General features: G+C 41.3%; 13 protein-coding genes and 3 pseudogenes. 12 read left to right on the top strand and 4 right to left on the bottom strand.

Features of this window, described 5'->3' with window-relative positions; translation table 11 throughout:
• Positions 1-36: 36 nt before the first annotated feature.
• A pseudogene (locus tag DCC85_RS16160) lies at positions 37-995 on the bottom strand (cation diffusion facilitator family transporter).
• 214 nt (positions 996-1,209) lie between these two features.
• On the opposite strand from DCC85_RS16160, the gene DCC85_RS16155 reads away from it, so the two are divergent.
• The 7 genes and pseudogenes from DCC85_RS16155 (at position 1,210) to DCC85_RS16125 (ending at position 9,817) form a co-directional block, all read left to right on the top strand.
• The gene (locus DCC85_RS16155; RefSeq protein ID WP_234414207.1) at positions 1,210-3,039 is read left to right on the top strand and encodes a sensor histidine kinase; all 1,830 of its coding nucleotides are present in this window, start codon (positions 1,210-1,212) and stop codon (positions 3,037-3,039) included.
• Positions 3,027-4,610: a response regulator gene (locus DCC85_RS16150; RefSeq protein WP_108466504.1), complete on the top strand. Its 1,584-nt coding sequence runs from the start codon at positions 3,027-3,029 to the stop codon at positions 4,608-4,610. Before DCC85_RS16155 ends, DCC85_RS16150 begins: the two co-directional genes overlap by 13 nt.
• Positions 4,611-4,726: 116 nt before the next feature.
• On the top strand, positions 4,727-6,040 hold the full coding sequence (locus DCC85_RS16145) for an extracellular solute-binding protein (RefSeq protein WP_108466503.1): 1,314 nt from the start codon (positions 4,727-4,729) through the stop codon (positions 6,038-6,040).
• Positions 6,041-6,114: 74 nt separating this feature from the next.
• Positions 6,115-6,984 carry a carbohydrate ABC transporter permease gene (locus tag DCC85_RS16140; protein ID WP_108466502.1) on the top strand — a complete coding sequence of 290 codons (870 nt, stop codon included), beginning with the start codon at positions 6,115-6,117 and terminating at the stop codon, positions 6,982-6,984.
• Positions 6,985-6,995: 11 nt separating this feature from the next.
• Positions 6,996-7,853 carry a carbohydrate ABC transporter permease gene (locus DCC85_RS16135; protein WP_199909930.1) on the top strand — a complete coding sequence of 286 codons (858 nt, stop codon included), beginning with the start codon at positions 6,996-6,998 and terminating at the stop codon, positions 7,851-7,853.
• 4 nt (positions 7,854-7,857) lie between these two features.
• Positions 7,858-9,166: pseudogene (locus DCC85_RS16130) on the top strand (alpha-N-arabinofuranosidase); the annotation flags it as partial.
• 24 nt (positions 9,167-9,190) lie between these two features.
• Positions 9,191-9,817, top strand: a complete 627-nt coding sequence (locus DCC85_RS16125) for a polysaccharide deacetylase family protein (RefSeq protein WP_108466501.1) — start codon at positions 9,191-9,193, stop codon at positions 9,815-9,817.
• A 376-nt stretch (positions 9,818-10,193) separates the two neighbouring features.
• Here the strand turns inward: DCC85_RS16125 and DCC85_RS16120 are convergent, their stop codons facing one another.
• Entirely contained in the window at positions 10,194-11,612 is a 1,419-nt protein-coding gene (locus tag DCC85_RS16120) for a sensor histidine kinase (protein WP_108466500.1), read from the bottom strand.
• The gene (locus tag DCC85_RS16115) at positions 11,609-12,301 is read right to left on the bottom strand and encodes a response regulator transcription factor (protein ID WP_108467917.1); all 693 of its coding nucleotides are present in this window, start codon (positions 12,299-12,301) and stop codon (positions 11,609-11,611) included. Before DCC85_RS16115 ends, DCC85_RS16120 begins: the two co-directional genes overlap by 4 nt.
• A gap of 280 nt (positions 12,302-12,581) precedes the next feature.
• On the opposite strand from DCC85_RS16115, the gene DCC85_RS16110 reads away from it, so the two are divergent.
• Genes DCC85_RS16110 through DCC85_RS16100 form a run of 3 tightly spaced genes read left to right on the top strand, consistent with a single transcriptional unit; the run spans position 12,582 to position 14,995 of the window.
• Complete coding sequence (locus DCC85_RS16110; protein WP_108466499.1) at positions 12,582-13,493, top strand: ABC transporter ATP-binding protein; 912 nt, start codon at positions 12,582-12,584, stop codon at positions 13,491-13,493.
• Positions 13,490-14,248, top strand: coding sequence for an ABC transporter permease (locus tag DCC85_RS16105; protein ID WP_108466498.1), 759 nt, complete (start codon positions 13,490-13,492; stop codon positions 14,246-14,248). Before DCC85_RS16110 ends, DCC85_RS16105 begins: the two co-directional genes overlap by 4 nt.
• Before the next feature lie 12 nt (positions 14,249-14,260).
• The gene (locus DCC85_RS16100; protein ID WP_108466497.1) at positions 14,261-14,995 is read left to right on the top strand and encodes an ABC transporter permease; all 735 of its coding nucleotides are present in this window, start codon (positions 14,261-14,263) and stop codon (positions 14,993-14,995) included.
• Between the two features lie 67 nt (positions 14,996-15,062).
• Here DCC85_RS16100 and DCC85_RS16095 read toward each other — a convergent pair.
• Positions 15,063-15,997: pseudogene (locus DCC85_RS16095) on the bottom strand (IS630 family transposase).
• Between the two features lie 290 nt (positions 15,998-16,287).
• On the opposite strand from DCC85_RS16095, the gene DCC85_RS23735 reads away from it, so the two are divergent.
• Both DCC85_RS23735 and ccpM read left to right on the top strand, forming a co-directional pair.
• Positions 16,288-16,518, top strand: a complete 231-nt coding sequence (locus DCC85_RS23735; RefSeq protein ID WP_442789499.1) for a CLI_3235 family bacteriocin precursor — start codon at positions 16,288-16,290, stop codon at positions 16,516-16,518.
• 80 nt (positions 16,519-16,598) lie between these two features.
• A complete protein-coding gene (ccpM, locus tag DCC85_RS16085; protein ID WP_108466495.1) occupies positions 16,599-18,044 on the top strand; it encodes a Cys-rich peptide radical SAM maturase CcpM in 1,446 nt (481 codons plus the stop codon).
• The last annotated feature ends 14 nt before the right edge of the window (positions 18,045-18,058 follow it).

The following is an 18,058-nucleotide window of genomic DNA, read 5'->3' as shown; positions in this document are numbered from 1 at the left end:
TTATTAACGGATGCTTCTTAGAATAACCTATCTTTATTAGTGATTATGATGGGCATGTGCATCCGGCTCGTTAGCTTTAATGGTGCACAAAATGCCCGCATCATGCTGGTGCTTCTCAGACTCGATTTGCACCGTGGAGTGTAGAACGTTCTTATGCGCTAACATATGTTCAATGGTTTGTAGTAGATTCTCGTTCTCATATACGGTTCTTTTTCCATCAACTACAATATGGGCTGTAAGTGCGTTTAAATTACTCGTAATGGACCAAATATGCACATCATGTACTGATTTTACGCCTTCTACTCTCAAAATCTCCTGAACGATTTCCTCGACATTGACGTTCCCAGGAGCTCCCTCCATTAATACATGCAGAGAAGACTTGCTGACATGCCATCCGCTACGAAGAACCAATACTGCGACAATTACACTGGCCAAAGGATCGCCCAGTTCCAACCGAAGAACATCATCAGCAGAGCGGCAAGAATGGCTCCAACAGATCCTAACATATCGCTCAGAACGTGCAGATAAGCCCCTCGCATATTCAGATTATGTTCTGTATCGCTCCCGCGCATCATAATCCACGCAACAAGTATATTAACCATTAGGCCAATGATACTGATAACTAACATCCCTACTGAAGCAACCTCTGGCGGATTCAGAAATCGATCAATGGCTTCGTAAAAAATGTATAAGGCAATCGCAATCAATGTAATGCCGTTCAGAGTCGCAGCTAATATTTCAAATCTTCTGTAACCGAATGTTTTTCCCATATTGACAGCTTTCTCTCCAAACTTAAAAGCAATGAGAGCAATAGCTAACGCTAAAGCATCCGATAACATATGACCAGCATCAGAGAGTAAAGCAAGGCTATTGGTAACAAATCCACCAATAACTTCAACCACCATATAACTCGCTATGATCATAAATGAGATGAGCAAAACTTTCTTGTTATTGCTCCCATGTACGTGATCGTGGCTATGGTTATGTCCTTCCATAATAAAAACCTACCTTCCATAACTTATTGATTAACATATGATCATTCATTCATATGTATTATGGTCTCATTATATGTAGGCAGTATCATACTTGTCAAGCGTATGTCCGGGCAGTTTGGGTTTTTAATATTTGAAGATTATGCTTTACTTGATAAAGTAGGAAAGGTGCTATACCTAGATAGGGGATTAGAAATACATTGGAGGGAGATAAGTCGTGAACCTGCAAAAGAATACTATTCTTAAATCTTTGTTTCACCGCAAACCGAAAAAATTAGCTTTTAAAATACCGTTCGCGTATTTCCTGGTGATCTTATTTACCGTAGGATTCAGTTATTTGGTACTGAACAAAATATCGTCAAATTCAGCACAGAAGAAGATCAGCGAGGCATCTTTACAGACGATTACATCGATCCAGACCAATGTTGATTTAATGATTGAGAATGTGAATAACTACTCGAAGATGGTCTTTTCGGATCATAATCTGCAAAATTTGCTCAGAGAAGGAGGGGTCTACGCCAATCTGGAAACTCAATCAAAGGTCAGCGCATATTTGTATAATCTTATGCAAGCGGTTCCAATTATTGATTCGGTTTATATTTTTGACAATTCAGGCCACAGTTTTTCAGTTGGGACTCAGGAGCTGCCAAATTTCAAGGAGGCCAATGTAGAGGATGCCCCATGGTATGAGCAGGTAGTTCTTAATAAAGGGAAGTATATCTTGAGGTTGAATGGAAGCGGGGCCTTCTCAGAGCGTGCCGGAGAAGATAATTTCGTATCGTTTATTCGTCTGATTCGTGACATTGACAATACATCCCGGCTAGGGGTATTGGTCATGAACATAAAAGCCGACTCTTTTGTACAGGCGTATTCGAATCTCTTGAATCAGGATTCGTTTCAAATAGCGGTCTTGGATGAAAATAATCAACTGATCGTGGCCAATCCCTTTGAAGATCAGAGTGGCCCAGCTGTTCAGCAGTTGATTACAACAAATAAAGATATACTGCAGCAGAAATTCCAGGAGAGTGGCTCAGGGGTATTCAGCATGAACTCAGGTTCGCAGAAATATACAGTTTCTTATTTATCAGGCGGGAACTACAATTGGAAGTTTGTCAGTATAAAATCATACGATACGATCGATTCCAAAAATAAGTCGCTTGTCCTGTTGGCGCTGGTTCTGCTTATCATAAATGGAACCGTTTTCTTTATGAGTTCGTTCATCATCTCCCGAAGTATTATTAAACCAATTCATAAACTTTTGCGATCTATGGACAAGGCGCCTAGCGGTAATTTCAGAAAAGTAAATGTTGAACTGAATAGCTATGAATTTGAACAATTGTTTATGGGATACAACCAGATGATTGAACAAATTGATCAGATGCTCAAACGAATTATTGAAGAGCAGAACACCATTCGCAAGGCAGAACTAAATACGCTTCAGGCCCAGATCAAGCCGCATTTTTTATATAACACGCTGGACTCTATTACTTCATTAGCCTTGTCGGGACTTAACGAACAGGTATGTGAGTTGATCGAAGCTTTGGGGAGCTATTATCGTCTTAGTGTTAGCAAAGGGCAAGATGTTATTACGGTCGGCGAAGAAATTGATATCGTACGAAATTATTTGAAAATTCAGAAAACACGGTATCAGGATGCCTTTGAGGTTCAGATCGAAGTGGAGGAGGAATGCTGTCAGTTCCCGATTCCAAAGCTTGTGCTGCAGCCACTGGTAGAGAATTCTCTCTATCATGGGATACGGCCTAAAGGGTCCCCGGGAACGATACGAATCAGCGCACGATCCATGAAAGAGGCTGTGGAGATCACTATATCTGATGATGGAGTTGGGATGTCTCAAGAAGAGATTGCAGAGATCCTGTACACAGAGAGAAAAGGTCAAAATAAAAGTTTTGGACTGTGGGGGACGATGGAACGGCTGCGCATTTTTTATGGAGACAAGGATTGTATTCAGATCGAAAGCGAACCTGAAAAAGGGACGCGGGTCACATTAATGATACCGATTGGAGTTGTTCCAGCATGGGAAAATTAAAGGTTTTAATTGTGGATGATGAATACCTGATACGAAATTTACTCAAGATGCGCATTGATTGGGAACAACAAGGTATGCAGATTATAGGGGAAGCTTCCAATGCAAGTGATGCTCTAGATTTTGTAGATAAACATAGACCCGATATTATTTTTACGGATATTTATATGCCCTCTATTGATGGAATTGAATTTAGCACAAGAGTATTACAAATGTATCCCGATATTAAGGTTGTGGTCGTTACCGGTCATGATGAATTCGAATACGCACATAAAAGCATCAAAATAGGCATTGCTGATTTTATTTTAAAGCCCATTCACGCCTCTGAGCTGCTCCGTGTGACAGAAAAGCTAAAACGTATGATTGTTGAGGAGCGTTCGCGTGATCAAGAATTGGAGAAGTTGAAGGAAGATTTGAGGAAGAACTTCCCTTACCTCAAGGAGAAATTTTTATACCACTGGTTGAAGGGGGCCCTATCCAAGGAGGAAATTCACGAAAAAGCGGAGTATTTTCAAGTTCCCTTAGGCCTTGGTATAGGAGCGTTTCAAATAGCCGTAATTGAAGTTTCTTCTGTATCAGCCAAGCAGACCGAGGAACAATTGATTCTCCTTAGGATGGAATGTAGAAATCAAGTTGAAGCATTTTATGGGGGAAATGCCGGTGTGATTATCTTAACGGATACCCGAGACCAGATTGTGATTGTTTCCCGGAATGAAGATGCCAATCTAATTGCCGAATGTGAATCGTTAACAGAGAGTCTGACTAGAACTAATAAATGCGTGGTAAGCATCGGTATCGGGCGGAAATATGAAGACATAGAAAAAGTATGTTTGGGATATCAGGAAGCCTGTCGTGCCCTCAATTATCAAGCTTTCGTAGGGGTAAACCAGGTTATTTGCTTCGAAGATATCGTTGAACGCGGTGAGCAGCAGTACCGGTCCAACCCGGGCCTTCTTCAGCAGCTTCAGTTCTATATCAGCGTCGGTTCTTCTGAACGTGCGTCTCAGGCATTGGGTGATATTTTTAACGTTCCATTCTCCAGTGTATCGGAGTTTCGTATGGCGGCGATGGATGTCATCACAGCATGTCAGCGGGCAGCGATAGAGCAGCAGATTGAAGACGAAAACTATGTTTTTAATAAAGAGTCTCTGATCTCTATCCTCACAGCTGATCATCTTCCGGAATTAATCCGCACATTGGAGAGTTATATTCTTCATGTTTCCAGGGCGATCGGCTCAAGGAGACAAACCAAAGAAGGCAACCTAATAAGCCAGGTGAAAGAGTATCTTGAAAACAACCTAAGCAATCCAGAAGTAGGACTAGCGAGCACGGCGGCAACATTTTTTGTCAGTTCAGGCCATTTGGGGCGGCTTATGAAGAAGGAGACCGGGCAGACCTTTGTCGAGTATCTTACGAATATACGGATGAAAAGGGCAGAAACCTTACTAAAGCAGACGAATCTGAAAGGATACGAGATCGGTGTACAGGTTGGGATTACAGATCCGCACTACTTCAGCATCTTATTTAAGAAGAATACCGGCCGATCCCTTAATGAATATAGAAATAATAGATGATGACAGAAAGATGTTTGAATTTTAAAAGGAGATGTCTGTATTTTGAATGGAGATAGAGGGGAGATTTACCTAGAATTTGTTATAGAAACAGCAAATATTCATAGGGAGGGCAAAGGATGAAAGCGTTAATAAAAAGAACGTTCGGCATCATTTTGGCTGTAGGACTGGCAGGGAGCATCGCGGCTTGTTCGTCTGAATCAGCAGATAGCACGCCATCTAATGAAAGCGATTCCATCAAGCTGACACTCTGGGACCAGTCTGTAGGCAACACGGACCCGTCTGCAAAATTATTGCCGCAAATCATCGAGAAATGGAACAGCGAACACCCCGGCATTCAAATTGAACGAACAGGTACGACAGGGGAGCAATATAAGACCAAAATTAAAACATCTATCGCTGCAGGTGAAGCTCCAGACATCTTCTATGGTATGGGCGGGGGCAGCTTTATGCAGCCCTATATTGACTCCGGTAATGTTCTTGAAATTACTAGCTATTTAACAGACGATATCAAATCCAGAATGGGTCCAGGCATGGCGAAAGCCATTGAAAACAACGGGAAAATTTATACACTGCCTGTCTACACCCATATCGCGAATCTGTATGTGAATACTGAATTATTTGAAAAAGCGGGGGCTAAGCTGCCCACAACCTATTCGGAACTGCTTGATGCCGTGGATAAATTAAAAGCGGCGGGAATTACACCGGCTCTGATCGGAGAGAAGGATCGGTGGCCCGGCATGTATTGGTACGATATCATTGCAATGCGCCAGGCAGGCAATGCGGCGGTTATGGAAGCATTTAAGGATCCTTCGAAATGGAATTCGCCGGACTTTGTGGCGGCAGCAACGAAAATGCAAGAGCTGGCAAAGAAAGGCGCATTTAACACCAGCATGTTCAGCATGAGTTATGATGAAATGCTTGGCGCATTTAATGCAGGGAGCGGGGCCATGATGTTCCAAGCCAACTGGGTGAATGCGGGGATAGAAGATCCGTCCTCGGCCGTCAAAGGTAAGGTCAAGGTCATTCCCTTCCCTGTCTTTGAGGATGGTAAGGGCAAAAACACTGAAATATTTGGCGGAGCTGTAGACGGCTTCTATGTCAGCAAAAACACCAAGCATCCCAAAGAAGCTGTTGAATTCCTTAAGTACCTGAGTGAACAACTTGGCACGAAAGGGTATCTAGCTGGTGCAGGGCTCCCAAGCTGGAATACGGACGGACTTGATACCTCTGGGCTTTCCACGCTTGACCTGTCTAGCGCAGATATTATGAAAACAGCGACTTCGTTTATTGCATGGTGGGATAACATTCTCCCTGCTGACTCCGCAGAAGCCCATAAAAACTTAATTGCGCAGCTTTTGGCAGGCGACATAACCCCTGAACAATTCTGCAAACAGATGGCACAGCTTAAACCGACAGAACTAAGCCTCTGATCATTTTTTGATAAAACCCAAACGAGATGTGGTCAGGGGGCACCCCTGACCACGTTTTTGAGAGGAGAACGACAATGAATTCTGTATTTTCTAATAAAACAGCCATTGCTATATTTGTTCTTCCTACCCTTCTCATCTTTTGTGCTATTGTGTTAGTTCCGATCTTCGTCTCCAGTTATTATAGTGTGCTGGATTGGAATGGTGTCGGCAAAGGCACATTTATCGGACTTCACAACTATGTTGAGATGTTCACGGATTCAAGGGCATTAAATTCCATGAAAAATTCCTTGTTGTTTGCAGCAGCCTCTATTTTTATTCAATTGCCCATCTCTTTGTTGCTTGCGCTTATCCTCGCTTCCAACGTTAAGGGAGAGGGGTTTTACCGTACGGTATATTTTATTCCCGTATTGATCTCCACTGTAGTTATCGCTCAGCTCTGGTCTAAAATCTATAATGCGGATTATGGTCTTTTGAATTCATTGCTGAAAAGCGTAGGTCTTTCCGATCTGGCGCAGGATTGGCTTGGACAGAAGAAAACGGCACTTATCGCTTCGTTTATTCCTACCTTGTGGCAGTATATCGGCTATCATATGCTGCTTATGTATGCTGGTGCAAAGTCGATATCGCAGGACATTTTTGAAGCTGCCAAAATTGACGGGGCTTCCCGCGTGCGTACGGCCTTCTTGATCACAATTCCGCTAATGAAGCCTATTCTTAAAGTATGCCTTGTCTTTTCGGTCATTGGTGCATTCAAAGTGTTTGATCTGATTTATGTACTGACAGGTGGCGGCCCCTTTTATAGCACCGAAGTACCGAGCACTTTAATGTATACAACGATTTTCGATACTTACCGATACGGCTATGGCAGTGCAATATCCGTCTTCATTATCGCGGAATGTTTAGTATTCACAATTATCATTAATAAATTTTTCAAAACAGAATAGGGGTGAGAAATGTGAGTACTGCCGAAGTGGTGTTACCCAAAAAACCACAATATATTGGAAGAATATTGCTGCAGGGGATGCTAGTCCTTGTTGCGATCACGCAGATATATCCACTCATTTGGCTGGCCTTTTTCTCACTTAAGGACAATAGCGAGATATTCAGCGGGGATGTGGTGGGACTCCCTAAGAAATTTCTCTGGAGTAACTATACCAAGGCCTTGTCGGATGGTCATGTATTAACTTATTTTTTCAATAGTGTGCTGGTAACAGCGGTATCTATTATCCTTGTGTTGATCCTATCCTCTATGACAGGTTACGCGATCACGAGAATGAACTGGAAGTTAAGCAATTTAACCATGACGACGATTCTGCTTGGGATGATGGTACCCATTCATGCAGCCTTGCTGCCTTTGTTTATGGTCTTGAAAAGCTTAAGTTTGCTGAACAGTTATTGGTCATTGATTATCCCTTATGTTGCGTTTGGAATTCCGATGGCCGTGTTTATTCTTGGCAGCTTTTTTAGAGGGATTCCCCGAGAGCTGGAGGAAGCCGCTGTCATGGACGGATGCGGCATCTATCGAACATTCTTCTCCATTATATTACCATTGGTTCGGCCTGCCATAGCTACGGTCGCGATCTTTACGTTCCTTTCCTGCTGGAATGAGCTGATGTTCGCAGTCACATTCATTAACAAGACTTCCTATCAGACACTGACGGTGGGGATGATGTCGATGGTAGGAACTTATATTACACAGTGGGGGATCATTGGGGCAGGGCTGATGATTACAACCATTCCGACGATTGTTATTTATTTGCTGCTCAATAAACAGGTTCAGAAAAGCATGATTGCCGGCGCGATCAAGGGTTAAGGGCCTTCGCTGGCCGGGCGGCTGCTTTGCTGATGAGTATCACTGGAAGGATGGCATCGGTCCAAGGGAGCAGCGCAAACGCATGGTTAATACGCACTGGGGCGGTGTTGTGGAAAATAACCATTTCGGCACACATGAATTTTTTGACCTATGCGAGCTGCTCGGTGCAGAGCCTTACATCTGTGGAAATGTTGGCAGCGGGACGGTTCAGGAGATGCAGGAGTGGGTCGAATACATGACTTATGACGGCGAGTCGCCAATGGCTAATTGGAGGAAGGCAAACGGCCGAGAGAAGCCTTGGAAGCTGAAGTACTTTGGTGTTGGAAATGAAAACTGGGGCTGCGAAAGGCAATATGCGCCCCAACTATTATGCCGACGAATACCGCAGGTTTCAGACCTATGTACGCAATTATGGTGAGAATCGCATTTATAAGATAGCCGGGGGTGCAAATGCGGATGACTATAATTGGACGGAAACGCTGATGCGCGAAGCTGGCGGGCATATGGACGGCCTCAGTCTTCACTATTACACCGTACCCGGCGGTTTTGAGATCAAGCGTCCGGCGGTTGGCTTCGACGAAGCAGAATGGTTCGAAACCATGCAGCAGGCGCTCCGGATGGACGAACTGATTGCTCGCCACTCGGCGATCATGGATCAGTACGATCCAAAGAAACGGGTTGGCCTAATCATCGACGAATGGGGCACCTGGTTCCAGGTGGAACCAGGTACGAACCCTGGATTTCTGTACCAGCAGAACTCACTTCGTGATGCCCTTGTCGCAGGCCTGCATTTCCATGCTTTCCAGCGTCACGCAAGCCGTGTCCATAGGGCGAATATCGCTCAGACGGTCAACGTGCTCCAAGCCATGATTTTAACAGAAGGCGATAAAATGGTATTGACTCCTACTTATCATGTATTCGAGATGTTTAAGGTCCATCAGGATGCTGAGGCGCTTGCGCTTCACCTTGAGACGGGTGAGTACACCGTAGAGGGCGAAGCCATTCCTCAGGTCAGCGCGTCTGCATCCAGACGGACTGACGGTACGATCGACATCAGCTTTTGCAATGTCGACCCGAACCGTGAAGCACAAGCAGCGCTGTAGCTGCGAGGTTTGCCTGGGACCCCGGATATCAGTGGACGAGTGCTTACACACAGCGATATGAATGCGCATAACACTTTTAAGCAGCCGGAGACGGTGAAGCCGCAAGCATTCGGGGCGGTCAAAGGGGCGGGGGCTGACGGCTTGTCTGTCACACTGCCGCCGATGTCCATTGCTGTGTTGACGCTTTCGTTTTTAGGACATAGTGTATAAGTGAACAGAGGGAGTGTGAGCATAGTGTTCCAATTTAAATTGGTAGACAAGGTTCCTATCTCGAAGAAAGCCGTTGCCTTTACGTTTGACGATGGTCCTGACCCGTTATATACAAGACAGTTGCTGGATATATTCCGCAAGGTTAACGGCAGAGCAACCTTTTTTATGATTGGCCAGCAGATCGATGCTTATGAGGACATTGCAGCGGAAGTTTATGCGGCCGGACATGAGATTGGCAATCATACCTATACGCATCCCGATTTGACAAAGCTCACTCCGGAGGAAGCAAGGGCGGAACTGCAGCTTACGAACGAGCGAATTCGCCAATTGACGGGAGCATTTGCCTCGAATTTTCGGCCACCGTTTTTTGCAGTGAACCACTATGTTCTTGCACTTGCTGCGGAATTAGGGTATCAGTCCATAGGGTGTGTTAACGGTGAAGCGAGGGACTGGGAGCAGCCAGGCACTGATTTTATTATAGAGCAAACGCGGCGAAGCGTTGAGAACGGTAGTATTCTTATTTTTCATGACGGATATGGCAGCCGGTCACAAACGATAGAGGCTGTTCGGATTCTGGTGAAGGAGTTGGCTGCTGAGGGATATCAGTTTGTTACCGTAAGAGAATTGCTCAGCCTTGCTGAACATGCTTAATACCTATATAGAATGAACTAAAGAAATGAACGTTATAGGACCGTATTAGCCCGTGATAACAGAAAATTCAATGTAAAACTTTAGTCAATCTATATAACTTGAGAAACAGACGTCCCAAAGTCCGCATTACTACCGGAAACATCATCCATGCATGAAAGTCCGAACGACTTTTTGTAGATCAACTGCAGGTATCCAAGCGCAAAACATACGCCAAGCAAATTTCGACATGAAAAAAGCCGAATTTCCTACGCTAAGGCATCATCGGCTTTTATTTTATTGGATAAAAAGACATAAATATTGTGTAATGATAATAAAGTCATTTAGCACCAAATAGAGGAAGTCCCATTACCAAACTTACCATAAGCACCTTCTTAAATTATTCAAGCAGGAAAGTAATTTGATACTGGGTTCCTTGGTGAAGCTTACTGTTTATTTTAATATCTCCACTATGAGCTATAATGATTTGCCTTGCAATTGCCATTCCTAATCCTGTTCCGGAATTATTGGAAGTTGCACTTGTCCCTCGGAAGTACCGGTCAAATAAGTGTTCAACAGTTTCTTGATCCATACCGACTCCATCATCTTCAATTAAAATGCGAACTTGTCCAGGTTGAGACCGGTCTTCGTGGAGTATGACCTTAATTTTTGTTCCGGGTGGATTATGTTTGATACTATTAGCAATTAAGTTTTCAAATGCTCGATTTAAGTATTTCGAATCCATATTAAAATATATTTGTTCTTTATTCGTCTCAAATAAAAACGCCTTATTTTTTGATTCTGGTAATCTCTTCAGTTGTTCCAAAATATCTTTAAGGACATTTACAAGGTCTTTTTGCTCGAGCTGTATCGGAACAGCATCATTTTTCAATTGAAAAGTTAAGTTGAAGTCTTCAATTAGTTGCTCCATATACTCTACTCGCTCTTCCATGATTTTGGAAAAGTGACGTACCTTATCTTGTTCCCAGTCATATTCATGTAAAGATAGTAGTACAGTATATCCCTTGATAACAGACAAAGGGGTTTTAAGATCATGTGATACTCCTGTAAGCCATTCTTCCCTTGTTTTTTCTAATAACTTTCGTTCTTCTGTATTTCTTTGAAGAGTTGACGTAAGATCAGAAAGGGCTTGCATCAATTCCTCATATGTTTTATATTTGGTTTTATTTCGCCAGCGTCTTTTTGACTTTAGATTCCAATTATTAAAAGGTTTCTCGTATTTTCCTTTAGATAGATTTTCAATCCAAGATACAATATACAGTAAAGGAGCACCTAATTGTCTTCCAAAAAATAAGGCAATTAAAATACCAATTATAATAATGGCAAGACTCCATAGATTATTCGCCCAGTATAGAAAGGGATTATTATCTGTCATTGGTTTCCCTAAAACCCATGTTAACTTTTGATCACCAATAGTTTTATACCATGTAGATAGCTGATAGCCCTTTTTGGCAGGATACAAGTAATCAGATACTAGTTCGCCAGGAATATAATGAATGGGAATACTTTTGGGTTTATTAAAGGAAAAGACTTCACTCCCTTTTTCATCCAATATTTGTATCCACATTTTATTTTTTACTAAATTTTCTTTTATTTTGGAGTTTACTGAGAGTCCTTGATCAACGACATTCGTATGCTCCACTATTTTACTAATCGATAATCGTGGAGTCTCAGTTTTGTTATGTCCAAGAAAGAAGCTGAAAAGAAAAATACTGATCACAATAAGTAAACCCCAAATAAGCATTAACCAGAAAATACGTGATACGAAGTAATAGGCGACACGATTTCTTAACTTCACAATAAATCCTCATTTGTAGCTACTTCAAATATATAGCCTAGTCCTCGAACTGTTTTTAACCATTTAGGTCTACTAGGATCTTCTTCTATTTTTTCACGTAAACGCCGTACATGTACCATCACTGTACTATCCCCACCATACAATTCTCCCCATACATCCTTATAGATTTGATGTTTACTCAAAATTTGGTTAGGGTGTTCACAAAAATAAAGTAAAAGTTTCATTTCTTGAGTAGGACATTCTACTCTTTCACCATTTACAATAAGTTTTCCTGTATTAGGATTTATATTAAAAAAGCCAAAATCATAAATCCTTTTTCGTGAATACTGGGATGGAATTTTAGTAGAACGTTTTAATTGTGCTTTGACTCGAGCAACAACTTCCAATGGATTAAAAGGCTTTGTAATATAGTCATCTCCTCCGAAACTAAACCCCTGCAATTTATCTAAATCTGTGGTTTTAGCAGTAAGAAACAGTATAGGTACATCTGTCTCCGAACGAATTTTATTACATAGAGTAAAGCCATCTGTATCAGGTAACATCACATCTAACAAGATAATGTGTGGGTTATTTTGCGTTGTTATGAAAAGTGCCTCTGCTCCATTAGTAGCTGTTAGGATGTTTTGAAAACCTTCCTTTTCAAAAACGGTTATTAATAAGTCTAAAATGTACTGATCATCATCAACCATCAAAATTTTATGATCCTCAAGTTTTAAAGTCACACTTAACCCTCCTTCCTATCTCAATTATTATTTTACATTAAAGCCAAATAAAAAAAGCTGTTGAGATAAGAATTAATATCCTGTTTAGGTTTCTGAATAGTCAAAATAATTATATAACCCTTGGCGTTCTAAGAATGTAAATTAATTTAGGGAAAATATTTGGGACAAGCCGTTAAGCAAATGTTTAGGAAAAGTTTCATTCTCGTTTAATAAATTTCGTTTACGATAGAAACGAGGTGAGGAACAGATGAATGATCAAATTTTGATGACTAATGATCTAACCAAAAAGTATAAAAAGCACACGTCTGTAGATGGATTAAATTTGCGAATTGAACGTGGTCAAATTTATGGATTTCTTGGACCTAATGGGGCTGGAAAAACAACAACGATTCGGATGTTGCTGGGTTTGATAAAGCCTACAAAGGGTAATATTGAAATTTTTGGTCAAAACCTAAACAAAAACCGTTTACAAATTTTACAACGGATTGGATCTTTAGTGGAGTCCCCAACCTACTATGGAAACTTAACCGGACGTGAAAATTTAGAAGCCGTTCGCCGGTTACGTGATCTTCCAGAAAAACGTGTAAATGAAGTGTTGGAAATCGTGAGATTAACCAAGGTGGCTAATAGGCTAGCCAAGGAATATTCGCTTGGAATGAAGCAACGTCTAGGGATTGCTGCAGCATTGCTTAGTAATCCGGATTTATTAATACTGGACGAACCGACCAATGGTTTAGATCCATCTGGTATCCAAGAGATTAGAGAGTTGATTAAAGAATTACCGGAGGCTGGAATGAGTGTCCTTGTTTCTAGTCACTTGTTGAGTGAAATAGATCAAATGGCGACACAAGTAGGGATCATTAATAATGGAAAAATAATTTTCCAAGATTCGATTCAATGCTTAAGGCAGAAACGGAAGCCTCTACTAAAAGTTGGAGTTAGTGATGTAATGAAAGCAAATGAAATATTAAAAGAACGAAACTTAAAGGCAGATTTACAAGGTGATTTCTTGTGGTTATCTAAAACTGAACCAGCATTTGTTTCCGAAATTAACTCTATTCTAGTTCATTCGGGTGTATCTGTTTATCGACTTGAAGAAGTGAAAAGAACACTTGAAGATATCTTCTTAGAATTAACTGGTACCGAGGGAAGCTTATGAAAAATATATTATCGGCAGATAAATTAAAATTAAAACGTTCATCGTTATTAATTATCGTTTTATTGGTTCCGTTACTTATCTTGGCATATGAGTTGGTAAATCTCACCTATCGTTCCGGGTTTGTTGAAAAACAAGTTGAGATGTTCGGTGCAGGTTCTATGTGGATGTATGTATTGTACGACAATAGTTTGTTATTTGGTCTAGGTTTCCCATTGGCCGTTACACTTGCTGCGTCAGTTATAGCAAATATCGAACATCAGGCAAATGGATGGAAACAAACCCTTTCAATGCCTATATCAAGGGGTAAAATTTATTTGAGTAAATTTATTTGGCTAACCATTAGCCTATTCCTTTCCACCACTATTTTTCTGATTGGCATGGTTTTACTAGGAAAAGTATTAGCATTTGAAGGAGATATTCCATGGGGCTTATTGATAGGCGATTGTTACGGTATGTTAATTACAGTATTACCAATTATGGCCTTTCAATTTTGGTTATCCATGACAATTAAAAATCAGGCATTCTCAATTCTTATTGGATCAGTTTCGGCTATTATGGGTCTGTTTTTAGCTGCTGCTCAAACGACACGGTGGTTCCCTCTGGCTTATCCAATCCAATCATCAACGGTTATTTTGCAATATGAGGGCATAGGGACTAACCCGGATTTTTCAACCTACCTCGTCATCAATTTGATATTAGGTATAATCCTTATGTTTATAGGTTCTAAACATTTTGCTAAACGGAATGTCCAGTAAGGGGAGATTACTTTGAAAAATGTCTTATATGTTGAACGATTAAAATTAAAACGCTCCAAGTTGTGGCTACTTTACATCATAGGTCCCCTTTTAGGTGTATTCCTGGCTTATATTAATTTCTTTAAAAACTATGATCTTTTTATGCAGCCAGGAGATAATGAATGGATTGAAGTATGGACACAAGTAGCGTTATTTATGGGTCCTTTTGTATTACCAATCATGGTTGGGATATACGCAGCCCTTGTTTGTAGGAGTGAACATATCGGGGGTGGATGGAAACAGCTATTAGCATTACCAATCAAACACTCAGAAATCTTTTTAGGGAAATTTCTAACAGTGGTAAAAATGGTTGTTATCTCAATGCTAATCTTATTAATCTTTTTCATAGGATTTGGTTATTTAAAAGGAGTAGAAGGTAGTATTCCATTTTTTAAAATACTTGGATTCATGATTAGGGGCATTTTAGCGTGCTTGCCATTGATTCTACTTCAACTAATTATTTCTATAAGAGCAAAAACATTTGGTATACCATTAGCTGTTAGTATTGTTTTTACTCTTCCAGCGATTATTGTTGCTAGCACACCTTTAGGGCAGATTTATCCTTGGACGCAACCTATGCTAGCAATGTCACCTGAAGATGAATCGCCTATTCAATCTTATTTCTTATTTTATACACTAGTTATTGGAACTTTCATGGTTTTACTGATATATGGTATACGCAGTTTTATAAAAAGGGATATAGCTTAACTTATTCTGGCCGATTTTAAGTCGGCTTCCTTTCTATTTTATAACCTTATATAGAACGCAATTAAGATTAAAACCTAATTAATAGGCGATCGATAGTTTCCATCGGATGCTTATTGATTCGCTTTATAAACTGGCTAACATGGAGCTTAATCCTATAGAACTTCTCAAAAAAGACGTTGTTGACCACATCTGATTTGAGCTACAGCCAAAGTCCTTCGACTGGATTTAGATTTGGACTGTACGGAGGCAGTAAGACCAAGTGCAAGCGCGGATGTTTCTTTAGAAAAGGTTGCAACCCGGTGGCATGATGAATCCGATTGTGATCTAAAATCATAGCAATTTTTCCGTTCGGGTACGCCAACGGAAGGTCTTCGAGGAACCGAATAAAGGCAGCCACATCGGCCTTTTCTTCTTCACGATGATGCACCTGTCCGGTTTCATAATTGATCGCGCCAAGCATCTTTGCCCCTTCGTGCTTCCCATAGGAACGAATCATCGATTCGTCTTCAAACAGCAGATGATCGATTTCTTCGGCCTCCACCCGCTTTTTAAGCTGGGCAAAGGTGTGCTTGCGGAAAAACGCCTGGGCCTCCTCATCGGCGTTGGCCAGCGTATAGGTTGCTTTGGTGAAGCTGAAGTTCATGCGTCTTTAGCATAGAGCTGATTCCGCGCACACTCATCATGATCCCAAACTCTCGCTTGATCCATGAGTGGCAGGGTCCAGGTGTAACGAGCTTCAAACCCTACATCGGCTGGCTGGTTCTGCTCCAGCATAGCGGCTAATTGGATGCGTTGCTCTTCCGTGAGCTTAGGCGGTTGTCCAGGGGAGTGGCCCATTTCTAGTCCAGAAAGGATCTGGGTTTGATAACTTCTCCAATAGTTGCTGATGGTTTGACGAATGCGACCGAGTAAATTACCGATCTCTGCAAACGTATGTCCCTCTAATCGCAACCTTACGGCCAGGTACCTTTCGTAAAGCCGTTTATCTGATGTATCTTTCATGGTAAGTTCAAACGCTCAATTTCTTCGTTTTTCATTTTTATCGCCACCTTGGGTTGGTCTTACTGTTAATTACCCGATTTGGAGGTTAGAGTAAAGGAGTTTGTTTTTTAATTGCGTTCTATATAAATCATAAAAGGAAATGCAATCTATTATAGATCCTTTATGTCTGCATAAATTAACATCTTTTTTCAATTAAAAATATCATTGATATAAAAACCATTATATGGTTTAATTGTGTTGCTTTTCAAGAATCAGTCATCTTTGCACTATTAATTCATTTGTTCTACGGAATGAATGGAAATCATAGGGAAGGAGGGCGACTCATGAAAAAATTAGGAAAAAAGATTAACAGCACACAAGGTACATTAATGGCTTATGCCTGCAGTTGCGGTACTTGTCCTTGTGCTACATCAAAGTGTACCTGCAGAACGAATTCTTCCGCAACACATCGAAATGCACTGACTACAGCTAGCAGCTCTACATTTAACATGCAGTATGCCGGGCTTCAAATTGGTAGTTAAATTATAAGATTTTGCTTAAGGGCTGCTATATTTTTAGCAGCTCTTAAACATAATCAGCAAATGAATGGGGGACCCGAATAATGTTTCAGGAAAAACCATTTATAAAGCTATTCCAAGTGATGAATGCCTATTATATTTACGATGTGAATTCGAACAAGATTATTGAGACGAATCAGGAGATTTATACTTATTTGGATGCTGTACTGAAGAATGCATCCCCGGTGCCGGAGCTCAATTCACAGCTTTTGCATGTCGTGCAGGACATGCTCCAGGCGGGGCTGCTGCAGCAGCAGGCCGATGTGGAAATAGAACATGTGATGACGGATCAGCTTGAGAATATTCTTGAGCATGAGCTTTCACGGATTTGTCTGCAGGTCACGCAAAATTGCAATCTAAGGTGTAAATATTGCGTGTTTTCCGGAAGCTACGTAAATAGAGTACATAACAATAAACGGATGGATTGGGAGACGGCTAAGAGGGCATTGGATTTTCTATATGAGCATAGCGGTGAAAGTGATAAGGAAGTTATGATTGGTTTTTATGGTGGAGAACCTCTACTGGAATTCGATTTAATTCAAAAATGTGTCGAGTACAGCTATAAGCTGTTTCCGAGTAAAAATTTACAGTTTAATATTACGACCAATGCCACGCTTCTTCATAGGAAGGTAGCACAATACTTGCTGGATAACAACTTTTCTATATCGATCAGTATAGACGGTCCCCAAGCCATTCACGATTTGAATCGTGTATATGTGAATGGTCAAGGTAGTTTTGAAAGTGTGATGGGCAATCTTCAAGGTATGCTGGAATCTATTCCGGATGTTCCTACGGAAAAATTCATCATTAGCACCGTTGTATCCAATGACGCTGATCTGGAGAGTGTGGTTCGCTTTTTCAAGGAAGATAGCCAGGTCAGCAGATTTACCTATCAATTGACCTCAGTCAATGATGTGAATATGAAGCAGAGGCCGCTGCCTACATGTAAGCAGAATGAGATCATTAATGAATATGAGAAGGCCAAGATCTTCTTATACGGAGTAGGCCGAATCCCGATTGAAATGACTTCAAGAATGGCAGAAGCTTATGCCAATCAACTAGCGGATACCTTTTGTCATCGCACCGCAATTGATATGACGCGGAGAAAATTGCATCCCGGGGGTCCATGTGTACCGGGTCAGCATAAATTGTTCGTGGATGTAGAAGGGAATTTATATCCGTGTGAAAGGGTCAGTGAAACCTCTCCGGTAATGAAGATGGGAAGTCTGGAGAGTGGTTTTGACATCGCCGCAGCGAAAAGGCTGCTTAATGTTGGACAAGCTACCGAAAAAGAATGCTCTGAATGCTGGGCCTTCCACTTTTGTACGCAGTGTGTTGCCTTTGCAGATGGGGTTACGGAGATTTCCAAGGAGAAACGGCTAAGTGAATGTGAGCGAGTGAAAACCTCTGTCGAGGAAATGATGAAGGACTATATTGTTTTGCAAACGTATGGCTGCGAGTTTGAGAAGTATGAAAATATAAAATTTTAATGGGGGGAGGAACG

This window comes from Paenibacillus sp. CAA11, from assembly GCF_003060825.1.
In the GTDB taxonomy this organism is placed as follows: domain Bacteria; phylum Bacillota; class Bacilli; order Paenibacillales; family Paenibacillaceae; genus Fontibacillus.
This window is presented reverse-complemented; position numbering and strand designations above follow the sequence as displayed.